We start from the raw sequence: 24,089 nt of genomic DNA, 5'->3' as shown, positions 1-24,089 counted from the left end.
AGGGGCACGACCCGGTCGCGCAGAACGCCGCACGCCGTGCTCGAGGGCGGACGCCGACGGGCGCCCACCGACGAGCACGGCGGCGGCGGCGGTGGAACCGCCGGCGATCGGCGGGACCCTGCGGTCAGCTCGTGGAGGCGACGGCGGTCGGGTCGCCGGTGCCGGACGGACGCGGGGCGTCACCCGAACCCGTCGCCACCGACGCGCCGGTCGGAACGACGGTGCCGCCGGTCGCCATCCCCCGGCCGAAGGCCTGGCCCTGGAGGATCGCGCCGAGGTCGACGCCGGTCGCCGACCTGACGCTGTCGAACGTCGCGGCGAGACCCGCCGCCTGCTCGCGCGCGATGTGGGTGCCGGCGGTGTCGCCGCCGATCAGCGTCACCGAGCCGACGTTCTGGTAGCCCTTCGCGAACTCGGCCATGAGCGAGGGCAGCTGCCCGATGAGCTCGCGACCCAGGATCGCCTCCTGGTTCTCGCGGAGCGCCTCCGCCTCGGCCGCGATGGCCGCCGCGCTCGCCTCGCCCTTCGCACGGATGGCCTCCGCCTCGGCGGTCGCGTTCGCGCGCAGCGCCTCGGCCTCGGCGCCCGCCTTGGCCCGCAGTGCGTGGGCCTCGGCCTCGGCGCGGGCGCTCACGGCGGCGGCCTCGGCGGCGGCGGACGCCTGGCGCGCCTCCGCCTGGCGCTGGACGGCGTAGGCCTCGGCGTCCGAGACCTGCTGCGCGACCTGGCGGTCCGTCTCGGCCTTCTTCTCGCGTCCGTAGGCGTCGGCGTCGGCCTCGGTCTGACGGCGGTACTTCTCGGCGTCCGCGACGCGCTTGACGTCGGCGTCGAGCTCGGCCTGCCGGTTCTCGGCGCGCTGCACGAGGACGGCCTGCTCGCGCTCGGCGCGGGCCAGGTTCTCGGCCTGCTCGGCCTCGGCGTTGGCGCGGCCGACCTCGGACTTCGCGGCGGCGGTGTTCTTGTCGTAGGCGGTCTGCTCGATCAGGTTCGCCTCGTCCGTGGCCAGCTGGCGAGCCTTGACCTCGCGGGCCGCGTTGATCCGCGCGACGTCGGCCTCGCGGCGGACGCGCTCGATCTCCTGCGCTCCGAGCGCCTCGATGTAGCCGTTGCGGTCGGTGACGCCCTGGATGGCGAAGGAGTCGAGGACGAGGCCCTGGGCGAGCAGGTCGCCCTTGATGCCCTCGGCGATCTCGTCGCCGAGCTTCTGGCGGTCCTGCATGACCTCCTCGACGCTGAGCTTCGCGACCACGCCGCGGAGGGCGCCCTCGAGCTGCTCGGTCGTGAAGACGTCGATCGACTGGTCCTGCGAGGCGAAGCGCTCGGCAGCGGCGCGGACCTGATCGGCCGTGGAGCCGATCTTGACCAGGGCGACGCCCGCGAGGTGGATGGTCACGCCGTTCTTCGTCTGCGCGACCGGCTCCATCTTGATCTGGCGGGAGCGCAGGGAGATGCGGTCGGAGCGCTGGGTCAGCTTGTTCACGAACGCGCCGCCGCCGGTGATGACGGTCATGTTCGAGGTGAGGCCGTCCTCGCCCTTCTGCTTCTTCCCGACGATCACGATCGCCTCGTCGGCCTGCGGCACCTGGTACCAGGCGCGGAAGAGGAAGAAGCCGATGAGGGCGATCAGCAGGAGTGCGCCGACGGCGACTCCGGCGAGGACGATCCAGAGGAGATCCGGTTCCATGGGCGGGCGACCTTTCGTCCGACCCGCGCGACGCGGGTACCTGAGAGACGTACAGGTTCCATCGTGTCACAGCGCCTCGGACGGCCGCGTCGGCCGGAGGGGGGATACTGCGGACGCCGCCGAGAGCGGTTCGCGAGGGGGCGGGCCCGGACGAGGACGCCACGAACGAGGGCGTCGCACGGAGTGCCGCGGAGGAGATCAGTGCTGGGGTACCTGGACTCGAACCAAGAACAACTGAACCAGAATCAGCCGTGTTGCCAATTACACCATACCCCAATGGTCATCCGGAGGTGATCCCGGGACCAGGCGGCGACCGGATCGAGACCCGAGCGCCGAGAGACGACAGTACCCTACGCGGGCATCCCGCTCAAATCGAGCCGCGGACGACGCTGCCCTCGGACTCCGGGGCGGCCTCGCCGAGGCGGGCGCGGACGAGGTCGCGGTTGATCGCGGAGGCGACCTGGGCGCCCGATCCGGCGGCGACGATCAGCTGCTGCGGGCCGGGAGGGGTGACCTCGCCGGCGGCGTAGAGGCCGGGGACGGACGTGCGGCCACCGGCGTCGACGCGGAGGAAGCCGTCGGCGTCGCGGTCGGGGCCGGCCGCGTCCAGGTAGTCCAGCGCGGGCGTCCAGACGGGGCGGACGAACGCGCCGGTGCGCGGCACGACGTCGCCGTCGACGAGGCGGACGCCGGTCATCTCGGCGCGCTCCCCGGCGAGGTCGGCGACCGGGCGCCGGTCGACCCGGATGCCGATGGAGGCGAGCAGCGACTCGTCGGCGTCGCTCACCGTCCCGACGCCGTTGGTGAAGACGATCAGGTCGGTCGACCACTGCGAGAGGAGCATGGCCCGCTCCGCGAGGTCGTCGGTCTCGCCGATCAGGGCGAGCGCCTCCCCCGCCTTCTCGTAGCCGTCGCACTCCATGCAGCTGTGCACGGCGGTGCCGTAGTAGGCGCGCAGGCTCGGGAGCGCGGGCGGCGTCTCGAGGAGCCCCGCGGCGACCACGACGGCGGTGGCGACGACGGAGCGGTCCGCGCTGCCGCGCACGCCGCGCGCGCCGACCACGAACTCGCCGCCGGAGCGCTCGACCGACGTGACGAGGGCGTTGTGCACCTCGGCGGCCTCGTAGCGCTCGAACTCCTCGCGGCCGAGGCGGCGCAGCTCGAGCGGCGAGATGCCGTCGCGGGTGAGGAACCCGTGCGAGTGCAGGGTCGCGGCGTTCCGCGGGCGGTTGCTGTCGAGCAGCAGCACGCTCCGGCGCGCCCGGACGAGGTTGAGCGCGGTGGAGAGCCCGGCGGGGCCCCCGCCGATCACGACGACGTCGTATCGTCCGCCGACCGTCTCCGCCACGGTCAGGCCTGCCGGGAGGTGCCGAGGTGACCGCCCAGGCGGTCGAGGCGGGCGATCGACTCCTGCTTGCCGAGGATCTCCATCGACTCGAACAGCGGCGGCGAGACGCGGCGTCCGGAGACCGCTGTGCGCAGCGGTCCGTAGGCGATGCGGGGCTTGAGGCCGAGGCCCTCGATCAGCGCGGAGGCGAGCGCCTCCTGGATCGAGGCCGTCAGCCACTCGGACGCGGGGACGAGCTCGAGGGCGCCGATCGAGGCGGCGAGCACCTCGCCGGCGTTCGCGGGCAGGCCCTTCAGCGCGTCCTCGTCGTACTCGAGCGCGTCGGACGCGGTGAAGAGGAACCCGAGCATGCCGGGGGCCTCCCCGAGCAGGCCGATCCGCTCCTGCACGAGGGGCGCGGCGGCGTCGAGCACGGCGCGCTGCTCGGCGGTCGGCTCGCCCGCGAGCACTCCGGCCGCCACGAGGTACGGGATCGTCCGCTCGGTGAAGTCGTCGACGGCCAGGAGGCGGATGTGGTCGCCGTTGATCGACTCGGCCTTCTTGAGGTCGAAGCGGGCCGGATTCGGGTTCACGTCGGCGACGTCGAAGGCGGCGACCATCTCGTCGATCGAGAAGACGTCGCGGTCGTGCGTGAGCGACCAGCCGAGCAGGGCGAGGTAGTTGACCAGGCCCTCCGGGATGAAGCCGCGGTCGCGGTGGTGGAAGAGGTTCGAGGACGGGTCGCGCTTGGAGAGCTTCTTGCTGCCGTCGCCCATCACGTACGGGAGGTGCCCGAAGCGCGGGACGAAGGTCGTCACTCCGATGTCGATCAGCGCGTGGTACAGCGCGATCTGCCGGGCGGTCGAGGGGAGGATGTCCTCGCCGCGCAGCACGTGGGTGATCTGCATGATCGCGTCGTCGACCGGGTTCACCAGCGTGTAGAGCGGCTGGCCGTTGGGGCGCACCACGACGAAGTCGCTGAAGGAGCCGGCGGGGAACGTGATCGGGCCGCGGACCAGGTCGTCGAAGGACAGGTCGGCGTCCGGCACGCGCAGGCGCAGCGCCGGGGCGCGGCCCTCGGCGCGGAAGGCGGCGCGCTCCTCCTCGGTGAGATCGCGGTCGTGGTTGTCGTACCCGTGCTGCTTCGCGCGGCCGGCCGCCTCGTTGCGCGCGTCGATCTCCTCGGCCGTGGAGTAGCTCTCGTAGAGGTGCCCCGAGGCCGTCAGGCGCGCGATCACGTCGAGGTAGACATCGGTGCGCTCGGACTGCCGGTACGGGCCGTGCGGGCCGCCGACTCCGACGCCCTCGTCCCAGTCGAGCTTCAGCCAGCGCAGCGCGTCGAGGATCTGCTCCACGCTCTCCTCGCTGTCGCGGGCGGCGTCCGTGTCCTCGATGCGGAAGACGAACGTGCCGCCGGTGTGGCGCGCGTACGCCCAGTTGAACAGGGCGGTGCGGATGAGGCCGACGTGCGGGGTCCCGGTCGGCGACGGGCAGAAGCGGACGCGGACGTCGCTCCCGGTCGCGGTCGTGAACGGGTGCGCGTCCGGCGCGCTTTCCAGGGGCGGGGTGAGCTCAGACATACGAGGCCGATCCTACCGGCGGGAGGCGGTGCGGTGCCCGGGATCGCGGGGGTGGCAGCGCCTCGACCGCGGGCACCGACCCGCCTCGCGGGCAGTGCTTCTACCGGACAGCACTGCTCCGAGTCAACGGACTCCCGGAGCGGGCAGGAGCAGTGGTGCGCTGACCTCGGGCCTCTCGTCGAGAGGGCCCGAGCGCCGCACCGCAGGCCGCGCCGGGCCTCCGCGCGAGCGTGCCCGGAAGGAGCACTGATGAGCACGATCGATCTCGACACCCGCACCGACCGTCCGAGCGTCCTCACCGAGGCGGCGCGGGAGGAGAAGGACGCCCGCACGCTCTCGCTCTTCCAGGCGGCGGTGAGCGCGGAGGCCGCCGAGGGCGCGCGCATCCGCGAAAGCATCGTGCTCGACCACCTGGGCCTGGCCGAGGCCATGGCCCGCCGGGTCTCCCGGAGCGGAGGCGACTGGGCGGATCTGCGCCAGGTCGCCTACGTGGGCCTCGTGAAGGCCGCCCGCCGCTTCACTCCCGAGCGCGGCGACAGCTTCGCCGCGTTCGCCGTCCCCACGATCACCGGCGAGCTCAAGCGCCACCTCCGCGACCTCGGCTGGATGATCCGGCCGCCGCGCGGCGTGCAGGAGCTGCACCGCCGCTCCGCCGTCGTCGCCGACGAGCTCGCGCAGGAGCTCGGCCGGCACCCCACCGACCAGGAGATCGCCCGCCGCCTCGGAGTGGACGCGGCGGAGGTGGCCGACGCGCGCCTCGCGGGGCATCCGCTCTCCCTCGACGAGACCGTGGGCGAGGGCGGCGTCGGCCTGGGCGACACCCTCGGCGGCGAGGACGAGCGGCTGCTCGAGATCGACCGGCGGCACGGGCTCGCCGAGGCCCTCGCCGAACTCGAGGAGGGCCAGCGCGAGCTCCTGCGGATGCGCTTCGTCGAGGAGCGCACCCAGCAGCAGATCGCCGACGCGCTGGGAACGACGCAGATGCAGGTCTCGCGCCTGCAGCGGCGGATCCTCGCGCAGCTCGCCGACAGGCTCGGCGCCCCCTCGCGCAGCCATCAGCCCCGCGCTCCCCGGGCCCGCGTGGCCACGGTCACTCCGGTCCGACCGGCGACGCGGCTGAAGTCCGCCTGAGGTGGGCCTCGGCACGCGACGGGAGCGACGCGAGGGCGGCGAGGACGTCGTCGACCTGGACCGCGAGCAGCGCCGGGTCCGGCTCGGCGGAGAAGACGTCGCCGCGGCGGAGGGAGGCGTCGGTCAGCACGACGTGCGGACCCGAGGCCGGAGGGCCCCAGGCCTCGGGCGGTGCCGGACCGAAGATCACGACCGAGGGGACGCCGTACGCGGAGGCGAGGTGCGCGGCTCCGGTGTCGACGGTCACCACGACCTCGGCGGCCGCGACGACCGCGGCGAACCCGCTGAGCGCGAGCTCCCCCGCCAGCACCTCGCCCGTGCCGGCGAGCTCGGCGACGCGGCGGGCGCGGTCGGCCTCGTTCGCGCCTCCGGTGTAGACGACGCGGTGCCCCTCGGCGGTGAGGGCGCGCCCCACCGCGGCGAAGCGCTCCTCCGGCCACTCGCGAGAGCCGTAGAAGGCCCCGATGTGCACGACGGCGGCTCCGGGGGCCGAGGCGGGCTCCTCGGGGACGGCGATCGCGACGTCCTCGGGGTCGGCGTCGAGACCGATCGAGTTCACCAGGCGGGCCCAGCGGGCGCGCTCCAGCTCGCCGTCGATCCAGAGCGGCCGCGGGTCCTCCGGGCCCGCGCCCGGGTCCAGCGCCGGGACGCGGAACTCGAGCGTGCGCTCGGGCGCGATCTCGCGCAGCCGCAGCCGCGACTCCGGGCCGTTGCCGTGGAGGTTCACGCCGAGCTCGACCCGGCCGGCGGCCATCGGCAGCGGGTCGTCGAGTCCGCGGAGGGTGGGCACGAGCGCGTCCAGGCCCTCGACCAGGTCGACGATCGGCTCGAGCCAGGGCGTGGTCGCCATGATCAGCCGGTGGTCCGGGAAGCCGCGGCGCAGGGCCTTGAGCGCCGGGACGGCGACGAGCAGGTCGCCGAGCTTGAGGGCGCGCAGCGCGAGGATCTCCGGAGTCCCGTCCGGGGCGGTGAGAGCGCGCACGGCGCCTCCTTCCTGTCGGAGTCCCCGTACCCCGCTGCGCGCACCTCAGACGCGCCGCCCGCAGATGCGAGCGACGCGCCCGGAGGGACCGACTTCTCCGGAAGGGGGTTTACATCCCCGGTCGAGGGGTACGAGGAGAAGGTGAACGACTCCTCCTCCCGGAGCGCCGACGAGCGCGCGAAGGCCCCGCGCCTGCGGGGGATCCTCTTCGACCGCGATGCGACGCTCGTGGTCGACGTGCCCTACAACGGCGACCCGGCGCAGGTCTCCCCGATGCCCACCGCCCTCGCCGCGGTCGAGCGGGCGCGCGAGGCGGGGCTGGCCGTGGGCGTGGTCACCAACCAGTCCGGGATCGCCCGCGGGATCATCGACCGCGGCCAGGCCGACGCGGTGAACCGGCGCGTGGACGAGCTCTTCGGCGGCTTCGACGTGTGGATGCTCTGCCCCCACGGCCCGGAGGACGGCTGCTCCTGCCGGAAGCCCCGGCCCGGCATGGTGCTCGACGCCGCCGAGCAGCTGGGACTGCCGGCACGGTCCCTCGCCGTGATCGGCGACATCGGGGCCGACGTCGGCGCCGCCGCCGCGGCCGGCGCCCGTGGAGTGCTGGTGCCGACTCCGATCACCCGCGCCGAGGAGGTGGACGCCGCCCCGCTGCAGGCGGCGACGCTCCTCGAGGCGGTCGAGCTGCTGCTCGCGATGCAGCCCGACGAGGACGCCGAGTGAGGCGCCGCGTACTCGTCGCCCGCCTGGACAGCGCGGGAGACGTCCTGCTGTGCGGACCCGCCGTTCGCGCGATCGCGGCCGACGCCGAGGTGCTGCTGCTGAGCGGTCCGCAGGGAGCGCCCGCGGCCGCGCTGCTGCCGGGTCCCTCCTCCGTCCGCACCTGGTGGTGCCCGTGGATCGGCGACGCCTCCCGCCCCGTCGACGCCGAGCTCGTCGACGAGCTGCGCGCGATCGTCGAGGAGTTCGCGCCGGACGAGGCCGTGATCCTCACCTCCTTCCACCAGTCGCCGCTGCCGCTGGCCCTGCTGCTCCGCCTCGCCGGTGTCGCCCGCATCACGGGCGCCTCGGTCGACTTCGCGGGCGCCCTGCTCGATGTGCGGCTCGTCCCGGGCGAGACCCTCGAGGAGGACCAGCCGGAGCCGGAGCGCGCGCTCGCGATCGCGGCGGCGGCCGGCTTCGCGCTGCCCGCCGACGACGGACGGCTCCGCGTGCGCCGCGAGGGCGTGCTGCCCGCCGCTCTCGAGGGGATCGGCCCCTACGCGGTCGTGCACCCCGGGGCAGCCGTCCCCGCCCGCGCCTGGCCGGCGGCGAACGCGGCCCGCGCCGTCGAGCTGCTGGCGGACGCGGGCCTCGCTGTCGTCGTCACTGGCGGACCGGGCGAGCGCTCCCTCACGGCCGAGGTCGCGGGCACCCGCGGCATCGACCTCGGCGGGGCCACCGACTTCGCCGACGCCGCCGAGGTGCTGGCCGGCGCCGACGTCGTGATCTGCGGCAACACCGGCCCCGCGCACCTCGCCGCCGCGGTCGGCACCCCCGTGGTGAGCCTCTTCGCGCCGGTCGTCCCGGCCGTGCGCTGGGCGCCCTACGGCGTCCCGGTCGCGCTGCTCGGCGACCAGGAGGCGCCCTGCGCCGGCTCGCGCGCCCGCGTGTGCCCCGTCCCCGGCCATCCGTGCCTCGCGGGGGTGAGCGCCGAGGAGGCGGTCGCCGCCGCCCTCCGACTCCGACCCACGACTTCCCCGAGAGAGGCCATCGCATGAGGATCCTGCTCTGGCACGTGCACGGCGGCTGGGCGGACGCCTTCGTCCGCGGCGCCCACACCTACCTGCTCCCCACGACTCCGGCCCGCGACGGCTGGGGCCTGGGCACCGGCGGCCGCGACTGGCCGAGCGCCGTCGAGATCGCCCCCGAGGAGCTGCACGACGCCGACGTCGACGCGGTCCTCCTCCAGAGGCCCGAGGAGCTCGCCGAGGCCGAGCGCCTGCTCGGGCGACGCCTCGGCCGCGACGTGCCCGCCGTCTACGTGGAGCACAACACCCCCCGCGGGGACGTGCCGGACAACCGCCACCCGCTCGCCGACCGCGACGACCTGCTGATCGTCCACGTCACCCACTTCAACGCCCTGATGTGGGACACCGGATCGACGCGGACGACGGTGATCGAGCACGGGATCCACGACCCGGGCCCTCTCTACACCGGCGAGCTGCCGCACTTCGGCGTGGTCGTCAACGAGCCCGTCCGCCGGGGCCGGGTCGCGGGGACCGACCTGCTCCCCCGCTTCGGCGCCGTCGCACCGCTGGACGTCTTCGGGATGAAGACCGACCGGCTCGCCGAGCTGCCGGGCCTGGAGGACGTGACGGTCCTCGGCGACGTCCGCACCCAGGCGATGCACGCGGCCCTGGCCCGCCGCCGGGTCTACCTGCACCCGTTCCGCTGGACCTCCCTCGGCCTCGCGCTGCTGGAGGCGATGCACCTCGGGATGCCCGTCGTCGCGCTCGACGTGACGGAGGCGGGGCGCGCCGTCCCGCCCGAGGCCGGAGCGGTCTCGAACGACCTCGACGCCCTCGTCGCCTCGGCCCGGGCGCTCGTCGAGGACCCGGACCGCGCCGCCCGCGCCGGCGCCGTCGCCCGCGAGGCCGCGCTCGCGCGCTACGGCCTCGCCCGGTTCCACCGAGACTGGGACGAGGTCCTCGCCGACCTCCCCGGGCGCCGGTCGCCGGAGCCCGCTCTGGAAGGGAGCACCCGATGAAGCAGCACCTCTCCGCCGCGCCCGCGCTGACGATCGCCATGGTCTCGGAGCACGCGAGCCCGCTGGCGACCCTCGGCGGCGTCGACGCCGGCGGCCAGAACGTCCACGTGGCGGCGCTCGCCGACGCGCTCGCCCGCCGCGGCCACCGCGTCGTCGTCTACACCCGCCGCGACGACCCCTCCCTCCCCCGGCGCGTGCCCTTCACCTCGGGAGTCGAGGTCGTGCACATCGACGCCGGACCGCCGCGCCGGGTGTCCAAGGACGAGCTGCTGCCCTTCATGGGCGACTTCGCCGTCGACCTCGCCGAGGAGTGGCTGCAGGAGCGGCCGGACCTCGTGCACAGCCACTTCTGGATGTCCGGGGTCGCCGCGCTCGACGCCTCCGAGCGGGTGGAGCGAGCCACGGGTCGGCGCGTGCCCGTCCTCCACACCTTCCACGCGCTGGGCGTGGTCAAGCGCCGCCAGCAGGGCGCGCTCGACACCAGCCCCGAGGAGCGCGCCTGGCTCGAGCCCGGAGTGGGTCAGAAGGCCGACGGCGTCGTCGCCACCTGCTCGGACGAGGCTTTCGAGCTCAAGGGGCTCGGCGTGCCGACCTCGCGCATCTCGGTGGTGCCCTGCGGAGTCGACATCGACCGGTTCTCGGTCGAGGGCCCGGTCGCGCCCCGCAGCGAGCGCTCGCGGCTGATGACCATCGGACGCCTGGTGCCGCGCAAGGGCATGGGCATCGCGATCGAGGCGCTCGCGCACCTGGTCGCGGCCGGCCACGACGCCGAGCTCGTCGTGGTCGGGGGCTCCGGCTCCGGCGACGCGCTGACGGCGGACCCCGAGTACCAGCGGCTGCACGGCGTGGCGGAGAGCCTCGGCGTCGCGGACCGCGTCGACTTCGTCGGCCAGCTCTCGCAGACCGAGATGCCCTCGATGCTCCGCTCGGCCGACGTCGTGGTCTGCGCGCCCTGGTACGAGCCGTTCGGCATCACTCCGCTCGAGGCGATGGCCTGCGGCGTGCCGGTCGTCGCCTCCTCCGTGGGCGGCCTGATCGACACCGTGGTCGAGGACGTCACCGGAGTCCACGTGCCTCCGCGCGATCCGGTCGCCCTGGCCGCCGCCCTCGGCTCGCTGCTGGAGGACCCCGACCGCGCCCGCGCCTACGGGGCCGCCGGCCGCGAGCGCGTCGAGTCCCGCTACTCCTGGGACCGCGTCGCCGCCGACACCGAGCGCGCCTACGTCACGACCCTCGCCGGCCTCGGCGACGAGTCGCTCCTCACCGGCGCCACGAGCGCACCCTCATCCCCCACCACCCGGAAGGCGGCTCCGCGACGATGACCATCGACACCGCGACCATCGACACCGTTCTGGACACCCCGGCCGGCGCCGCCCGGCGCCTCGTCGACGACCACGTGGCGCGCGCGCTCGACGCGGTCGCGCAGCTGGAGCGCCACTCCGACAGGATCGCCGCCTGGGGCGTCGAGCTCGCCGACCGCCTGCACTCCGGCGCGCGCCTGCTCGCCGCGGGCAACGGCGGCTCCGCGGCCGAGGCGCAGCACCTCACCGCCGAGCTCGTCGGCCGCTTCGACGGCGACCGCGTCCCCTTCTCCGCCATCTCGCTGCACGCCGAGACGTCGAGCCTGACCGCGATCGGCAACGACTACGGCTTCGACCACGTGTTCTCGCGCCAGGTCACCGCGCACGCCCGGGCGGGGGACGTCGTGGTGCTGCTCTCCACCAGCGGACGCAGCGCGAACCTCCTCCACGCCGCGGAGGCCGCCCGTGCGGCGGGCGCCCGGTCGTGGGCGCTGACCGGCGAGGGGCCGAACCCGCTCACCGAGCTCTGCGACGAGGCGATCGCCCTCGAGGGCCACGGCTCCAACGTGCAGGAGGCGCAGCTGGTGCTCGTGCACGCGCTCTGCCGGGCCTTCGAGCACCGGATCCGCGCACGGACGGCGGCCGCCTCGTGAGCCGCCTGCGCCTCGTCGTCGTCGGCGACGTGATGCTCGACGTCGACCTCTCCGGACCCGCCGAGCGGCTGAGCCCGGACGCCCCCGTCCCCGTGGTCGACGTGTCGGCCCGCAGTGCCCGCGCCGGCGGTGCCGGACTCGTCGCCCGGATGCTCGCCCGCGACGGGCACCAGGTGACGCTGGTGACCGCGCTCGCCGAGGACTCGGATCCGGACGTGGCGGAGCTGCGCGCCGAGCTGTCCGGCGTCCGCCTGGTCGCCGGGCCCTCGGGAGCGCCGACGCCGGTGAAGACCCGCGTCGCCGCCTCCGGCCAGGCCGTCGTGCGGATCGACCGCGGCTGCGAGACGCCGCCCGTCCCCGGCGTCACCGACGCGATGCTCGCCGCGCTCGCCGACGCCGACGCCGTGATCGTCGCCGACTACGGCCGCCGCCTGACCGAGGAGCCGTCGCTCCGCACGGCGCTCGACGCGCTCACCGTGCCGCTGGTGTGGGATCCGCACCCGCGGGGCTCCCAGCCGGTCGCCGCCACCTCCCTCGCCACCCCGAACCTGGCCGAGGCCACCGCCTTCTCGGGAGCCGTCGGCCGCGGAGTGACGCGCGCCGAGTCCGCCGCGACCACCCTCCTCGAGCGCTGGGGCTGCGGTGCGGTCACCGTGACGATGGGATCCTCCGGCGCCCTGCTGCGCTCCCGCGGCGCCGGCGTCCCGGTCGTCGCACCGGCCGTCGCCGTGCCGCCCACCGACCCGTGCGGCGCGGGCGACCGGTTCGCCGCCTCCGCCGCGGTCGCCCTCGCCGAGGGTGCGAGCACGTCGGAGGCGGTGCAGGCGGCGGTCGCCGCGGCCGGCGCCTACCTCCTCGCGGGAGGGGTCGCCTCACTGTCCGCTCCCGCCGACCCCGCACCCCTCCACGGCGGCGGGGTGGACGCCCTGCGCGTCGCCGAGTCCGTCCGCGCGGCAGGAGGAACGGTGGTCGCGACGGGCGGCTGCTTCGACCTGCTCCACGCCGGCCACGCCCGCACCCTCTCCGCAGCACGGGCTCTCGGCGACTGCCTGATCGTCTGCCTCAACTCGGACGACTCCGTCCGGCGCCTCAAGGGCGCGGCGCGGCCGATCATCCCCGAGGACGACCGCGTCGACCTGCTGCTCGCGCTCGAGTGCGTCGACGCCGTGCTGGTCTTCGGCGAGGACACGCCGGACGAGGCGCTGCGCCGCATCCGCCCCGACGTCTGGGTGAAGGGCGGCGACTACTCCGCCGAGTCCCTCCCCGAGACGGCGACGGTGGCGGAGTGGGGCGGCCGGGTCCTGACCGTGCCGTACCACCCGGGCCGCTCGACCACCCATCTCGCCGCCGCGCTCGCGCGCGTCGGCTGACCCGCGGCCCACGAGGCCCGCAGACCACCCCCGGAAGGAAACCATGAGCACCACTCCCACCCCCATCGGCCGCGTCCTGATCACCGGAGGAGCCTCCGGGCTCGGTGCGGCCGTCGCCGCCGCGGTCACCGCCGCCGGCGGCACCCCGATCGTGCTCGACCGCGACGTCTCGACGGTGAAGGAGGGCGTCGCCGCCTACCAGGTCGACGTCGCGAAGACCCGCGAGGCCGAGAAGGCGGTCGTCGAGATCGCCCGCGAGCACGGCGGGCTCGACGCCGTCGTGACCGCGGCCGGCATCGACCGCTGCGGCCGCCTCGTCGACGTGGAGCCGGAGGAGTGGGAGCGGGTCATCTCCGTGAACCTCCTCGGCACCGCGGCCGTCGTCCGCGCGGCGCTGCCCTTCCTCACCGAGACCCACGGCCGCGTCGTCACCGTCGCGTCCTCGCTGGCGATCAAGGCCGTGTCCGACGCGACCGCGTACTGCGCCTCGAAGTTCGGCGTGCTCGGCTTCACCCGTGCGCTCGCGGCCGAGACCAAGGGCGAGATCGGCGTGACCACGCTGATCCCGTCGGGCATGAAGACGCGCTTCTTCGACGACCGCGACGAGCAGTACAAGCCCGGCCCGGACGCGCTGCTGAACGACCCGGAGAACGTGGCGAACGCCGTCATGTTCGTCCTCGGCCAGCCGCGCGGCTGCGAGGTCCGCGAGCTCGTCATCACGCACGAGGAGGAGCCGTCCTGGCCGTGATCCGCTGACGCGGACCCCGGGATCCCCCCTGCTGCGAGATGCCACCTGTGCCGCCGACACGCCGATGTCGAGCACCACAGGTGGCATCTCGCGGTTCAGCGGGTGGAGGCGAGCACTCCGCGGACGTCCTCGAGCACGCGGTCGACCGGCACGTCGTCGACGAAGGTGAGCTCGTGCTCGCAGCGCGGAGCCGTCCAGCCCACCTGCGTCACATCGATGCCGCAGACCGGGCAGCGGGTGGTCCAGCTCAGCTGCACCCGGTGGCGCTGCCGTCCGAGGGGCTGCGCGTTGATCGCGTTGCCCACCCAGAAGATGCCGACCGTCGGAGCACCGACCGCGGCGGCGAGATGGCGGGGGCCGGAGTCGTTGCCGAGCACGAGGTCGGCGAGCGAGAGCAGCGGTGCCAGGTCCGGGAGGTCCACGACGCCCGCCCAGGAGACCGCTCCCGGCGCTCCGGCGACGATCTCATCGGCGGCGGGCACGTCGGAGGCGTCTCCCACCACCAGCACTCGCGCTCCGTCGTCGAGGAGAGCGGTCGCCACCTCGGCGAACGACGCGCTCGGCCAGCGGCGGCGGACATCGGTCGCTCCGGGATGGATCAGCACGAGCGGGCCGCCCGCGGGCAGCGCTGCGGCCAGGCGGTCGCGGCGCTCCGGGTCGACGGGCAGGACGGGCTCCAGGCGGACGGCTCCGGCCCCGGCCAACCCGACGGTCTCGAGCGCCCGCAGCATCTCGTGCTGGTAGTAGACGTAGGGGATCGTCCGCTCGAGCTCCGCGGCGTCGTCGGTCCGCGAGCCGATCGTGTGGCGCGCTCCGAGCCGCTGGAGGAACGGGTTGGAGTAGCGCCCGCCGCCGTGCAGCTGCACGGCCAGGTCGAAGCGGCGGGCGCGCATCCGCTCGGTGAAGTCCTCGACGACGCGGGGGTCCTCCCCCTCTCCGTCACGGACGCCCTGCGCCACCGGCAGGATCTCGACGTCGGCGATCGGCGACTCGACGCCCGAGAGCAGGACCCGGTGCGCAGGCGTCCCGAGCAGGGTGATCTCGGCGCCCGGGTACGCGGCCGCTAGCGCGTCGACGGCGGGCAGCGCGAACAGCAGGTCGCCGAGTCCGCCGCCGCGCAGGACGGCGATCCTCTCGACTCCGGCGAAGGGCTCTCGGAGGGGGGCGATGGCGACCACGACGGGTTCCTCTCAGGTGCGGAGGGCGCGCGGGCGCGGCTCCGGGGACGGTGCACTCCTCCACTTCCCCCTCGAGGCCGATCCGAAACCGGATCGTCGGCGAGCCCGTGTCGCCGAACCCGGGCGGATTCCGGAGGCGACGTGTCTAGGCGCGCACCACCCGGGTACCGGACGGATGCGTCCGCCACTCCGCGGCGCCCCCGACCGAGAGGTGACCGTGACCATCGACATCACGACCCCCGCCACGACCGCCGCCGACGCCGTCCGCCGCGCGCGGACCGCGTTCCCCGCGTGGGCCGCCACCGCGCCCGCCGAGCGCGGCGCCCTCCTCCGCGCCGCCGCCCACCGCGTGGCCGAGCGCGAGCAGGAGCTCGCCGATCTCAACACGGAGGAGACCGGCAAGCCCGCCGGAGACGCCCTCGGCGGCGTCCGCGCCGGAGTCGACACGCTGCTCCAGTACGCCGAGCTGGGCCCGCTCCACCGGGGGAAGAGCCTGCGCGGAGGGGCCCTCAACGTCGATCTGGCCCTGCCGCACCCGCGCGGTGTCGTGCTCGCCCTCACTCCGTGGAACGATCCGGTCGCCGTCGCCGCGGGTCTGCTGGGCGCCGCGATCGTGTCCGGCGACGTCGTCGTGCACAAGCCGAGCGAGCGCAGCCCGGGCACCGGAGCGCTGTTCACGAGCATCCTCGCCGAGGCGCTGCCCGAGGGCGTGCTGACCCTGGTCGAGGGTGACGGCGCCGTCGGCGACGAGCTCGCGCGAACCGAGGGCGTCGACGTCCTCGCGCACGTCGGCTCGACCGCCACCGGCCGCGCGCTCGCCCGGGTCGCCGCCGTCACCGGCGCGCACGTGATCCTCGAGAACGGCGGCAACGACGCGCTCGTGGTCGACCGCGACGTCGACCCGGTCTGGGCCGCCGAGCAGGCAGCTCTGGGCGCCTTCGCGAACGCCGGCCAGATCTGCACCTCCGTCGAGCGGATCTACGTGCACCGGGACATCGCCGAGGCGTTCACGGCGGCGCTCGTCGCCGAGGCCGACCGCTGGACCGCGGGCCCGCTCCCCCGCCTCGTCGACGCCCGGATGCGCGACGCCGTCCACGAGCACGTCTCGGAGGCGCTCGGCAGCGGCGCGCGCACCCTCACCGGCGGCACCCCCGGGGACGGCACCTTCTACCCCGCGACGGTCCTGGCCGACTGCACCGAGTCGATGCTGGTGATGACGGAGGAGACCTTCGGGCCCGTCGCTCCGATCCGCGTCGTCGACTCGTTCGACGAGGGCCTGAGCCTCGCCGCCGCGAGCCCCTACGGCCTGGCCGCCTCGATCCTCACCGCCGACATGGAGCACGCCCACCGCGCCGCGGCGACGCTGCCGGTCGGCACCGTGAAGGTCAACGGCGTCTTCGGAGGCGCGCCGGGCGGCAGCGCCCAGCCCCGCGGAGCATCCGGCTCCGGCTTCGGCTACGGCCCGGAGCTGCTCGACGAGATGACCACCACCACGGTCGTGCACTTCGGCCTGCCCGTTCTGCCGGGAGGCGCGCGATGAGCCTCGAGGGCTCGGCGCTCCAGCGGGCGAGCGCCCTCCTGGCGCACGTCCACGAGCGCCCGCCCGTCGTCGCCGTGATCGGGGACCTCATCCTCGACTCCTGGTGGCTCGGCGAGGCGGAGCGCGTCACGCGGGAGGCGCCCGCGCCGGTCCTGCGGCTCGAGGACGTCGTCGACGTCGCGGGCGGGGCCGCCAACACCGCCGCCAACCTGCGCGCGCTGGGCGCCGTCGTCCGCACGGTCGGCGTGGCCGGACGCGACTCCGAGGGCGACCGGCTCGTGCGCGCCCTCGAGCGGGCCGGCCTGGACACCTCCCTGGTCGTCCGCACCGGCGCCGCGACGACGATCAAGACCCGCGTGGTCGGCGGCGACAGCGTGATGCTGCGCGTCGACTCCGGCCCGCACCGCCCGGCCGACGACGAGCTGGCCCTGCTCGCCGGTGCCGCCGCCGAGGCCGCCGCGGGCGCCGACGCCGTCCTGGTCTGCGACTACGGCTCGGGGATCCTCCGCGAGGCCGTCGAGCGCCTGCTCGCCGTCGGGCGCCCCGGCCTCCTCGTGATCGACGCGCACGAGCTCGCCGACTGGGCCTTCGCCCGACCGGACCTCGTCACCCCGAACGCCAAGGAGGCGGAGCGGCTGCTCGGCGGCTCCCTCGGCCGCGGGACGGAGCGGGCCGCCGCCGTGCGCGACGCGGCGGACGACCTGCGCGCCCGCTCGGGCGCCCGGCACGTCGTGGTCACCCTCGACCGGGACGGCTCCACCGCCCTCGACGCCGACGGCACGGTCAGCCGCACCTTCGCTCAGCCCGCGGAGGAGAAGCAGGCGTCCGGCGCCGGCGACACCTTCGCCGCGACCGCCACCCTCGCCCTCGCCGCCGGCCGCTCCCTGGCCACCGCCGTCGATCTGGCGCAGGCCGCCGCCGACGTGGTCGTGCAGCGCCCCGGCACCTCCGTCTGCTCGGGCGACGACCTGCTCGCCTCCCTCGCCGCTCCCGGCGCCGTCGTGCTCGGCGAGGACGCCCTCGTCGAGGTCCTCGCGGAGCAGTCGCGCCGCGGTCGCCGCGTGGTGTTCACCAACGGCTGCTTCGACGTCCTGCACCGCGGCCACACCGCCTACCTCCGCCAGGCCCGCGAGCTCGGCGACGTGCTCGTGGTCGCGGTGAACGACGACGACTCCGTCCGGCGGCTGAAGGGCGAGGGACGGCCGATCAACCCGGAGGGCGACCGCGCGGGCGTGATCGCCGAGCTGGGCTGCGTCGACTACGTGACGCTCTTCGGCGGAGACACCCCCATCCCGCTGCTCGAGCGCGTGCAGCCCGACGTCTACGTGAAGGGCGGGGACTACAACCCCGACATGCTCGCGGAGGCGGCCGTCGTCCGCTCCTACGGGGGCGTCGTCACCACGGTCGGCTACGTCTCGGAGCACTCCACGACCGAGATGGTCCAGCGCATCCGATCGGCCGCGCCGTGACCAGCCGCCGGTGGTCCGGGCGCTGGGGGGTCCCCGAGGCTCCCCGGCATCCGCTGATCGACGTGCTGGTGCCGACGGTCGGCCGCCGTGCCGAGCTCGCCGCCACGCTCGCCGGACTCGCCGCCCAGGACGACCCGCCCTTCCGCGTGATCGTCAGCGACCAGTCCGACGACGCGGTCGCCGAGAGCGACCCGACGATCCTCGCGATGCTGCGCGTGCTGGAGGCGCAGGGCCGGGCTCCGGTGGTGCGCCGGCACCTGCCCCGGCGCGGGCTCGCGGAGCAGAGGCACTACCTCCTCTCCCTCGCCACCGCCCCGGCCGTCCTCTTCCTCGACGACGACGTGTGGCTCGAGCCGGGCACGCTCTCGCGGCTGCACGAGGCCCTCGAGCGCCTCGACTGCGGTTTCGTCGGCTCCGCGGTGCAGGGCCTGTCCTACCTCGAGGACGTGCGCCCTCACGAGACCGAGTCGTTCGAGACCTGGGAGGAGCGCGTGGAGCCCGAGCGGGTGCGGCGCGGAACCCCTGAGTTCGAGCGCTGGCCGCTGCACAACGCGGCCAATCTCACGCACGTCGCCGCCCGCCTCGACGTCCCGGAGGGCGCCTGGCGCGCGTACCGGGTCGCCTGGCTGGGCGCGTGCGTCCTCTACCGCCGCGACGCCCTCCTGGCCGTCGGCGGCTTCGACTTCTGGGAGCAGCTGCCCCCGGAGCACAGCGGTGAGGACGTCGCCGCGCAGTGGCGCGTCATGGAGCGCTTCGGCGGCGCGGGCCTCGTGCCCAGCGGCGCCGTGCACCTCGAGACGCCCACGACGGTCACCGACCGGCGCGTCGACGCCTTCGACCGGCTCTTCGCCGAAGAGCACTCGTAACACTCAGCAAGGCGACGAAAGGACAGCACGATGGACGCACCCAACCCGATCCAGATCCAGAAGTACCTCTCGGGCATCGACTACCCCGCCTCGAAGGACACGATCGTCGAGACCGCGGAGAAGGAGGGCGCGGACGGCGACGTCCTCGAGGCCCTCCGTGCGATCCCGGACGGCGACTACGAGAAGCCCACCGACGTGAGCTCGGCCGTCTCGAAGGTCTGACCCCCTCCGCGGGACGCCGCTCCGGTGCACGGCACGCCGTGCCTGCCGTACCGGAGCGGCGTCCCGCGAGCGGCGATCGGCCGGCGCGGAGAGCCGGGGTCAGGCGGAGGCGTGCTCGCGCTCGCGCAGGACGCCGGACTCGAGCGCCTGGAACGACAGCACCTTGTAGCCCTCGGACTCGAAGAAGATCGTCGCCCGGTCGGCCTCCACGCTCATCACGGTGCCGGCGCCCCATTCGCGGTGCTCCACCGACTCGTCGACGCTCAGAGGCGCGTCCACGGGTGCCTCGGCGGTCTCGCCGCTCGCCTCGTGCCGCTCGCAGCCGTCGCAGTTGCCGCACCACTCGGCCGACTCGACGCCGAAGTAGTCGAGCAGGACCCGGCGACGGCACTGGCTGGTCTCGGCGTAGGCGCGCATCATCGACAGGCGCGACTCCGCGATCCGCTCGCGGGAGGCCAGCGCCTCCTTCACCGCGTGCACGGCCTCATCGCCGGAGGCCTCGCGCGTCGCGCGCAGGCCGGACCCGGTCTCGACCAGACCCGCGTCCGCGAGGTCGTTGACGATCCGGGCGATCGTGCGGGCGGGCTTCCCCAGCTCCTTCGCGAGCGCCGCGGAGTCGAGCCCCGGCTGCTCCGAGACGGCCGCCCAGATCACGCGCAGCGCGGCCTTGTCGACCGAGCGCTTGGCGAAGAAGCGGCGGAGCCCCAGGTCCTCGGCGCGGTAGTGCAGCGCGCCCGTGGCGGGCTCGCCGTCGCGGCCCGCGCGGCCGATCTCCTGGTAGTAGGCGTCGAGCGACTCGGTGGTCGTGGCGTGCAGCACGAAGCGGACGTCGGCCCGGTCGATGCCCATCCCGAAGGCCGAGGTCGCGACGACGACGTCGAGCTCGCCGGCGCGCCACTGCTCGTGGACGACCTTCCGCTCGGACACCTTGAGCCCGGCGTGGTACGCCGCGACCCGGCGCCCCTCCGCCGCGATGTCGGCCGCGTAGGCCTCCGTCTCCTTCCGGGTGGCCACGTAGACCAGGCCCGGAGCCGTCCAGCTGCGCGCCTCCTCGACGACCGCGGCGCGCTTCTCGTTCTCGCTCTCGTGGCGGTGGACCACCAGCCGGATCTCCGGACGGTCGACGCCGTGTACCTGGATCTCGGGGTCGGTCATCCGGAGGCGCTCGATGATCTCATCGCGCACCGGCCCGGAGGCGGTGGCCGTCATCGCCAGCACCGGCGGGTCGCCGAGCTCGCCGCGCACATCGGCCAGGCGGAGGTAGTCGGGGCGGAAGTCGTGGCCCCAGGAGGAGACGCAGTGCGCCTCGTCGACGACCAGGAGCGACACTCCCGCGGCCGCCAGACGGGCCACATTCTCGGGCTTGGCGAGCTGCTCGGGCGCCAGGAGCACGTAGAGCGGGCCGCCCTCGTCGATCCGGTCCCAGGCGCGGGCGACGGCCGCGGCGCCCTGGGAGGAGTTGATCGCGACGGCGGGCGGGGCCGCCGGAGCCGCCTCGATCGCGGCGAGCTGGTCGGCCTGCAGGGCGACGAGCGGGGAGACGACCAGGACGACGCCGCCGCGCTCGGCTCCGGCGATCTGGTAGACCGCGGACTTGCCGCCGCCCGTCGCCAGCACCAGCAGCGTGTCGCGCCCGGAGGCCGCCGACTCGATCGCCTCGCGCTGACCGGGGAGCAGCGACGACCAGCCGAAGTCCTGCCGAGCGATGCGGCTGACGGAGTCGGTGCGGGAGGAGTTCATAGCTCGACGCTACGACCAGACGGCCCCGGAGGCAGTCCGCTTGACAGCGCCGGGGAGCACGGTGAAGGCGCGTCGCCCGGCCTCGCGGCCCGCCTCTGCCCCCTCGTCCCCGCGCTGTCAACGTCCTGCGGAGGGGCCCGTCGCGTGCTGGGCTGGAGCCCCGACGAGAGGAGCCGACATGGCCGACCAGAACGTGAACGAGGACCTTCCCGGATCCGGCGGCGACGCCGTCCCGAACACCGGCGGCGCGCAGACGGTGCTGCCCGGCGAGGACGCGGCCGACGCCTCCGCCGCGGGGGCCGCTCCCGGGGGCACCGCGATCGACCGCGGTGTCACGGACGCCGTGACCGACGGCGACAGCGGAGGGGACACCGTCTCCGGCGACGCCGACCTGCCGGACGAGACCGAGGGCGCGGTCGGCAGCGACCCGGCGAGCGCCGACTGACGTCCCGCTCGGACGCGTCCGGCCCGCCGGATCCGAGGATCCGCGCGGGCCGGAGGCGCTCGTCCCTCCGCGGAGGAGGGCCCGGGCTCAGCGCCGGACGACCACCGGGTTGAACAGCGTGCCGATGCCCTCGACGTCCACCGCGACGGTGTCCCCGTTCGCGATCGGCCCGACGCCGGCGGGCGTCCCGGTGAGGATCACGTCCCCGGGGAGCAGCGTGAAGATGCGCGAGACGTAGGCCACGAGCTCGGGCACCCCGTGGATCATGTCGCCGGTGCTGCCCGACTGCTGCACGCGCCCGTTGACGCGCGTCTCGATCGCGCTCTCGTTCCAGACGAACTCGGTCTCGATGACCGGACCGAGCGGGCAGAAGGTGTCGTAGCCCTTCGCCCGCGCCCACTGGCCGTCGGAGCGCTGGAGGTCGCGCGCGGTGACGTCGTTGGCGATCGTGTACCCGAAGACCACGTCCTCGTAGTCCTCCGCGCGGACGTTGCGGGCCACGGCGCCGATCACGATCGCCAGCTCGCCCTCGAACTCCACCTGCTGGCTGTCCTCGGGGAGGACGATCGCCTCGTCCGGGCCGATGACCGACGTGTTCGGCTTGAGGAACACCAGCGGCTCCGCCGGGGCGTCGCCGCCCATCTCGGCCGCGTGGTCGGCGTAGTTCTTCCCGATGCCGACGATCTTGGAGCGCGGGATCACCGGCGCGAGGAGCTTCGCCTCCGCGATCGGGATGCGCTCCCCCGTGGTGTCGAACCCGGCGAACATCGGGTCGCCGGCGAGCACGACCAGGTCGTCCTCGTCCACGATCCCGAAGTGGATCGCTCCCCCGTTGTCCCCGTCGCGCTGCGTGGCGAATCGTGCGATCTTCATGCGTCCAGCCTCGTCATCCATCCGTGCGTGTCCTCGCGGCGTCCGTACTGGATGCCGGTCAGCTCTTCGCGGAGCGACATCGTGAGCTCCCCGGCGGGCGCGCCCTCGCGGCCGACGGAGAAGCCCTCGCCCTTGAGCTCGGCGATCGGGGTGATCACGGCGGCGGTCCCGCAGGCGAACACCTCGACCACGTCGCCGGAGGCCACTCCGTCGCGCCACTCGTCGATGCTCACGCGGCGCCGCTCGACGCGGTGGCCGCGGTCCTCGGCGAGCTGCAGGACGCTGTCGCGCGTGATGCCCTCGAGGATCGAGTCCGATTCCGGGGTGACCAGCGTGCCGTCCTTCTTCACCAGCACCACGTTCATGCCGCCGAGCTCCTCGATCCACTGCGACTCCTGCGAGTCGAGGAAGAGGACCTGCGCGCAGCCGTGGCTGTAGGCCTCCTGCTGCGGAAGGAGGGAGGAGGCGTAGTTGCCGCCCGTCTTCGCCGCTCCCGTGCCGCCCTTGCCCGCCCGGGCGTAGGAGGTGGAGAGCCAGATCGACACGGGGGCGACCCCGCCCGAGAAGTAGGCGCCGGCGGGGCTGGCGATCACGTAGTAGCCGACGTCCTCGGCCGCGCGCACTCCGAGGAACGCCTCCTGCGCGAACATGAACGGGCGCAGGTAGAGGCTGGTCTCCGGTTCCGAGGGGACCCAGTCGCCGTCGACCGCGATCAGCTGCCGCAGCGACTCGACGAAGAGGTCCGTCGGGAGCTCCGGCAGCGCGAGACGGCGGGCCGAGCGCTGCAGGCGGCGCGCGTTCGCTTCCGGGCGGAAGGTCCAGACGGAGCCGTCCTCGTGGCGGTAGGCCTTCATCCCCTCGAAGATCTCCTGCGCGTAGTGCAGGACGGCGGCGGCGGGGTCGAGCGCGAGCGGGCCGTAGGGCTCGACGCGGGCGCTGTGCCAGCCGTCCGTGCGGGTCCAGCGGAGGCCGACCATGTGGTCGGTGAAGTGCATGCCGAAGCCGGGGTTCGCGAGGATCCGGGCGCGCTCCTCGGCGGAGCGGGGCGCGGGGGCGGCGGTCACCTCGAAGGCGAGGTCGGCGGGGGCGGAGTCGGTGCTCATCGTGGTGGTGTCCTTCTGCGGGGGATCAGCGGAGGCGGGCGACGACGGAGTCGCCGATCGCGGCCGTGGAGCGCGGGGTGCCGTCGCGCGACTCGATGTCGGCGGTCACGGCCGCGGTGACGCGGGCGGCCTCGTCGCTCCGGCCGAGGTGGTCCAGCAGCATCGCGGCCGAGAGGATCGCGGCGGTCGGGTCGGCGAGCTGCCGTCCGGCGATGTCGGGCGCGGATCCGTGGACCGGCTCGAACATGCTGGGGAACGCGCCGTCGGGGTTGATGTTGCCCGAGGCCGCGAGTCCGATGCCGCCGCTGATCGCGCCGGCCAGATCGGTCAGGATGTCGCCGAAGAGGTTGTCGGTGACGATGACGTCGAACCTAGCAGGGTCGGTCACGAGGAAGATCGTGGCGGCGTCCACGTGGAGGTAGTCGACGGCCACGTCCTCGAAGGCGGCCCCCACCTCGTCGACGATCCGCTTCCAGAGCGAGCCGGAGAAGACGAGGACGTTCGTCTTGTGGACGAGCGTCAGCCGGGAGCGACGCGTGCGGGCGAGCTCGAACGCGTGTCGGACGACGCGCTCGACCCCGTAGGCGGTGTTGACCGACACCTCGTTGGCGACCTCGTGCGGGGTGCCCTGCCGGATCGAGCCGCCGGTGCCGACGTAGGGCCCCTCCGTGCCCTCGCGGACGACCACGAAGTCGACCTCGCCGGGAGCCGCGAGCGGCGAGGCGACGCCCGCGTAGAGACGGGTGGGCCGCAGGTTGACGTAGTGGTCGAGCTCGAAGCGCAGCCGCAGGAGCAGCCCGCGCTCGATGTTCGCGTCCCGGAGGCGCGGGTCGCCCGGTGCTCCGCCGACGGCGCCCAGGAGGATCGCGTCGTGCCCCGCGATCGCCGCGAGGTCCTCGTCGGTGAGGACGTCGCCGGTCTCGAGGTAGCGGGCGGCGCCGAGCGAGAAGGTGGTCGTCTCGAGCACCAGGTCGGAGTCGGCGGTGACGGCGTCGAGGACCTTGACGGCCTCGGCGGTCACCTCGGGCCCGATCCCGTCTCCGGGGATGACGGCGAGCTTCACGGTGCGGGGCATGGCGGTCCTCAGGCGTACGGGGTCGGAGTCCCCCCAGCGTACTCGCGGCCCGC

22 protein-coding genes and 1 tRNA gene are annotated in these 24,089 nt (G+C 74.6%); 13 read left to right on the top strand and 10 right to left on the bottom strand.

The features are described 5' to 3' along the window. Positions 1-124 precede the first annotated feature (124 nt). The 4 genes from GSU40_RS06000 to gltX all read right to left on the bottom strand — a co-directional run bounded on the left by GSU40_RS06000 (position 125) and on the right by gltX (position 4,591). Positions 125-1,684, bottom strand: a complete 1,560-nt coding sequence (locus GSU40_RS06000; RefSeq protein ID WP_104226268.1) for an SPFH domain-containing protein — start codon at positions 1,682-1,684, stop codon at positions 125-127. Positions 1,685-1,888: 204 nt separating this feature from the next. Then, a tRNA-Gln gene (locus GSU40_RS05995) sits at positions 1,889-1,960 on the bottom strand. Positions 1,961-2,051: 91 nt separating this feature from the next. Further along, a complete protein-coding gene (locus GSU40_RS05990) occupies positions 2,052-3,032 on the bottom strand; it encodes an NAD(P)/FAD-dependent oxidoreductase (RefSeq protein ID WP_104276156.1) in 981 nt (326 codons plus the stop codon). A 2-nt stretch (positions 3,033-3,034) separates the two neighbouring features. Continuing rightward, positions 3,035-4,591, bottom strand: coding sequence for a glutamate--tRNA ligase (gene gltX / locus GSU40_RS05985; protein ID WP_160034071.1), 1,557 nt, complete (start codon positions 4,589-4,591; stop codon positions 3,035-3,037). 249 nt (positions 4,592-4,840) lie between these two features. Between gltX and GSU40_RS05980 the strand changes: the two genes are divergently transcribed. Then, positions 4,841-5,722, top strand: coding sequence for a sigma-70 family RNA polymerase sigma factor (locus GSU40_RS05980; RefSeq protein ID WP_160034069.1), 882 nt, complete (start codon positions 4,841-4,843; stop codon positions 5,720-5,722). Here GSU40_RS05980 and GSU40_RS05975 read toward each other — a convergent pair. Then, the gene (locus GSU40_RS05975) at positions 5,682-6,704 is read right to left on the bottom strand and encodes a glycosyltransferase family 9 protein (protein WP_160034067.1); all 1,023 of its coding nucleotides are present in this window, start codon (positions 6,702-6,704) and stop codon (positions 5,682-5,684) included. The genes GSU40_RS05980 and GSU40_RS05975 overlap by 41 nt on opposite strands. A 141-nt stretch (positions 6,705-6,845) precedes the next feature. Here GSU40_RS05975 and GSU40_RS05970 point away from each other — a divergent pair, with 141 nt between their 5' ends. The 7 genes from GSU40_RS05970 to GSU40_RS05940 are packed head-to-tail and all read left to right on the top strand — an operon-like array spanning position 6,846 to position 13,525. After that, positions 6,846-7,427: an HAD family hydrolase gene (locus tag GSU40_RS05970; protein ID WP_160034065.1), complete on the top strand. Its 582-nt coding sequence runs from the start codon at positions 6,846-6,848 to the stop codon at positions 7,425-7,427. Then, positions 7,424-8,464, top strand: a complete 1,041-nt coding sequence (locus tag GSU40_RS05965) for a glycosyltransferase family 9 protein (protein WP_160034064.1) — start codon at positions 7,424-7,426, stop codon at positions 8,462-8,464. The genes GSU40_RS05970 and GSU40_RS05965 overlap by 4 nt, the downstream gene beginning before the upstream one ends. Continuing rightward, positions 8,461-9,453: a glycosyltransferase gene (locus GSU40_RS05960; RefSeq protein ID WP_104233231.1), complete on the top strand. Its 993-nt coding sequence runs from the start codon at positions 8,461-8,463 to the stop codon at positions 9,451-9,453. The genes GSU40_RS05965 and GSU40_RS05960 overlap by 4 nt, the downstream gene beginning before the upstream one ends. A gap of 26 nt (positions 9,454-9,479) precedes the next feature. Beyond that, on the top strand, positions 9,480-10,775 hold the full coding sequence (locus GSU40_RS05955) for a glycosyltransferase (RefSeq protein ID WP_160036161.1): 1,296 nt from the start codon (positions 9,480-9,482) through the stop codon (positions 10,773-10,775). After that, positions 10,772-11,407, top strand: a complete 636-nt coding sequence (locus tag GSU40_RS05950; RefSeq protein ID WP_104226260.1) for an SIS domain-containing protein — start codon at positions 10,772-10,774, stop codon at positions 11,405-11,407. Before GSU40_RS05955 ends, GSU40_RS05950 begins: the two co-directional genes overlap by 4 nt. Before the next feature lie 5 nt (positions 11,408-11,412). Next, positions 11,413-12,777 (top strand): PfkB family carbohydrate kinase, encoded by a 1,365-nt coding sequence (locus GSU40_RS05945; RefSeq protein ID WP_160036163.1) that lies wholly within the window; start codon positions 11,413-11,415, stop codon positions 12,775-12,777. A 43-nt stretch (positions 12,778-12,820) separates the two neighbouring features. Further along, complete coding sequence (locus tag GSU40_RS05940; RefSeq protein WP_159913504.1) at positions 12,821-13,525, top strand: SDR family oxidoreductase; 705 nt, start codon at positions 12,821-12,823, stop codon at positions 13,523-13,525. A 95-nt stretch (positions 13,526-13,620) separates the two neighbouring features. On the opposite strand, the gene GSU40_RS05935 is transcribed toward GSU40_RS05940, so the two are convergent. Then, positions 13,621-14,703, bottom strand: coding sequence for a glycosyltransferase family 9 protein (locus tag GSU40_RS05935; protein WP_160034063.1), 1,083 nt, complete (start codon positions 14,701-14,703; stop codon positions 13,621-13,623). Between the two features lie 217 nt (positions 14,704-14,920). Between GSU40_RS05935 and GSU40_RS05930 the strand changes: the two genes are divergently transcribed. Genes GSU40_RS05930 through GSU40_RS05915 form a run of 4 tightly spaced genes read left to right on the top strand, consistent with a single transcriptional unit; the run spans position 14,921 to position 18,800 of the window. Further along, positions 14,921-16,243: an aldehyde dehydrogenase family protein gene (locus GSU40_RS05930; protein ID WP_244229614.1), complete on the top strand. Its 1,323-nt coding sequence runs from the start codon at positions 14,921-14,923 to the stop codon at positions 16,241-16,243. Beyond that, positions 16,240-17,712 (top strand): D-glycero-beta-D-manno-heptose 1-phosphate adenylyltransferase, encoded by a 1,473-nt coding sequence (rfaE2, locus tag GSU40_RS05925; RefSeq protein ID WP_160034061.1) that lies wholly within the window; start codon positions 16,240-16,242, stop codon positions 17,710-17,712. The genes GSU40_RS05930 and rfaE2 overlap by 4 nt, the downstream gene beginning before the upstream one ends. After that, positions 17,709-18,578 (top strand): glycosyltransferase family 2 protein, encoded by an 870-nt coding sequence (locus GSU40_RS05920; RefSeq protein ID WP_160034060.1) that lies wholly within the window; start codon positions 17,709-17,711, stop codon positions 18,576-18,578. The genes rfaE2 and GSU40_RS05920 overlap by 4 nt, the downstream gene beginning before the upstream one ends. 30 nt (positions 18,579-18,608) lie before the next feature. Next, positions 18,609-18,800 (top strand): DUF2795 domain-containing protein, encoded by a 192-nt coding sequence (locus GSU40_RS05915; protein WP_104223528.1) that lies wholly within the window; start codon positions 18,609-18,611, stop codon positions 18,798-18,800. Between the two features lie 99 nt (positions 18,801-18,899). On the opposite strand, the gene GSU40_RS05910 is transcribed toward GSU40_RS05915, so the two are convergent. Next, positions 18,900-20,540 (bottom strand): RecQ family ATP-dependent DNA helicase, encoded by a 1,641-nt coding sequence (locus tag GSU40_RS05910; protein WP_160034059.1) that lies wholly within the window; start codon positions 20,538-20,540, stop codon positions 18,900-18,902. Positions 20,541-20,718: 178 nt separating this feature from the next. On the opposite strand from GSU40_RS05910, the gene GSU40_RS05905 reads away from it, so the two are divergent. Then, complete coding sequence (locus GSU40_RS05905; protein ID WP_104226254.1) at positions 20,719-20,985, top strand: hypothetical protein; 267 nt, start codon at positions 20,719-20,721, stop codon at positions 20,983-20,985. An 87-nt stretch (positions 20,986-21,072) separates the two neighbouring features. On the opposite strand, the gene GSU40_RS05900 is transcribed toward GSU40_RS05905, so the two are convergent. The 3 genes from GSU40_RS05900 to GSU40_RS05890 are packed head-to-tail and all read right to left on the bottom strand — an operon-like array spanning position 21,073 to position 24,036. Continuing rightward, entirely contained in the window at positions 21,073-21,858 is a 786-nt protein-coding gene (locus tag GSU40_RS05900; protein ID WP_104247446.1) for a fumarylacetoacetate hydrolase family protein, read from the bottom strand. Continuing rightward, a complete protein-coding gene (locus tag GSU40_RS05895) occupies positions 21,855-22,961 on the bottom strand; it encodes a branched-chain amino acid aminotransferase (RefSeq protein WP_104226252.1) in 1,107 nt (368 codons plus the stop codon). Before GSU40_RS05895 ends, GSU40_RS05900 begins: the two co-directional genes overlap by 4 nt. Before the next feature lie 25 nt (positions 22,962-22,986). Continuing rightward, positions 22,987-24,036 carry a 3-isopropylmalate dehydrogenase gene (locus GSU40_RS05890; RefSeq protein ID WP_104257252.1) on the bottom strand — a complete coding sequence of 350 codons (1,050 nt, stop codon included), beginning with the start codon at positions 24,034-24,036 and terminating at the stop codon, positions 22,987-22,989. Positions 24,037-24,089: the final 53 nt, after the last annotated feature.

Origin of the sequence: Rathayibacter sp. VKM Ac-2805 (genome assembly GCF_009834265.1) — a bacterium.
Lineage (GTDB): Bacteria > Actinomycetota > Actinomycetes > Actinomycetales > Microbacteriaceae > Rathayibacter.
This window is presented reverse-complemented; position numbering and strand designations above follow the sequence as displayed.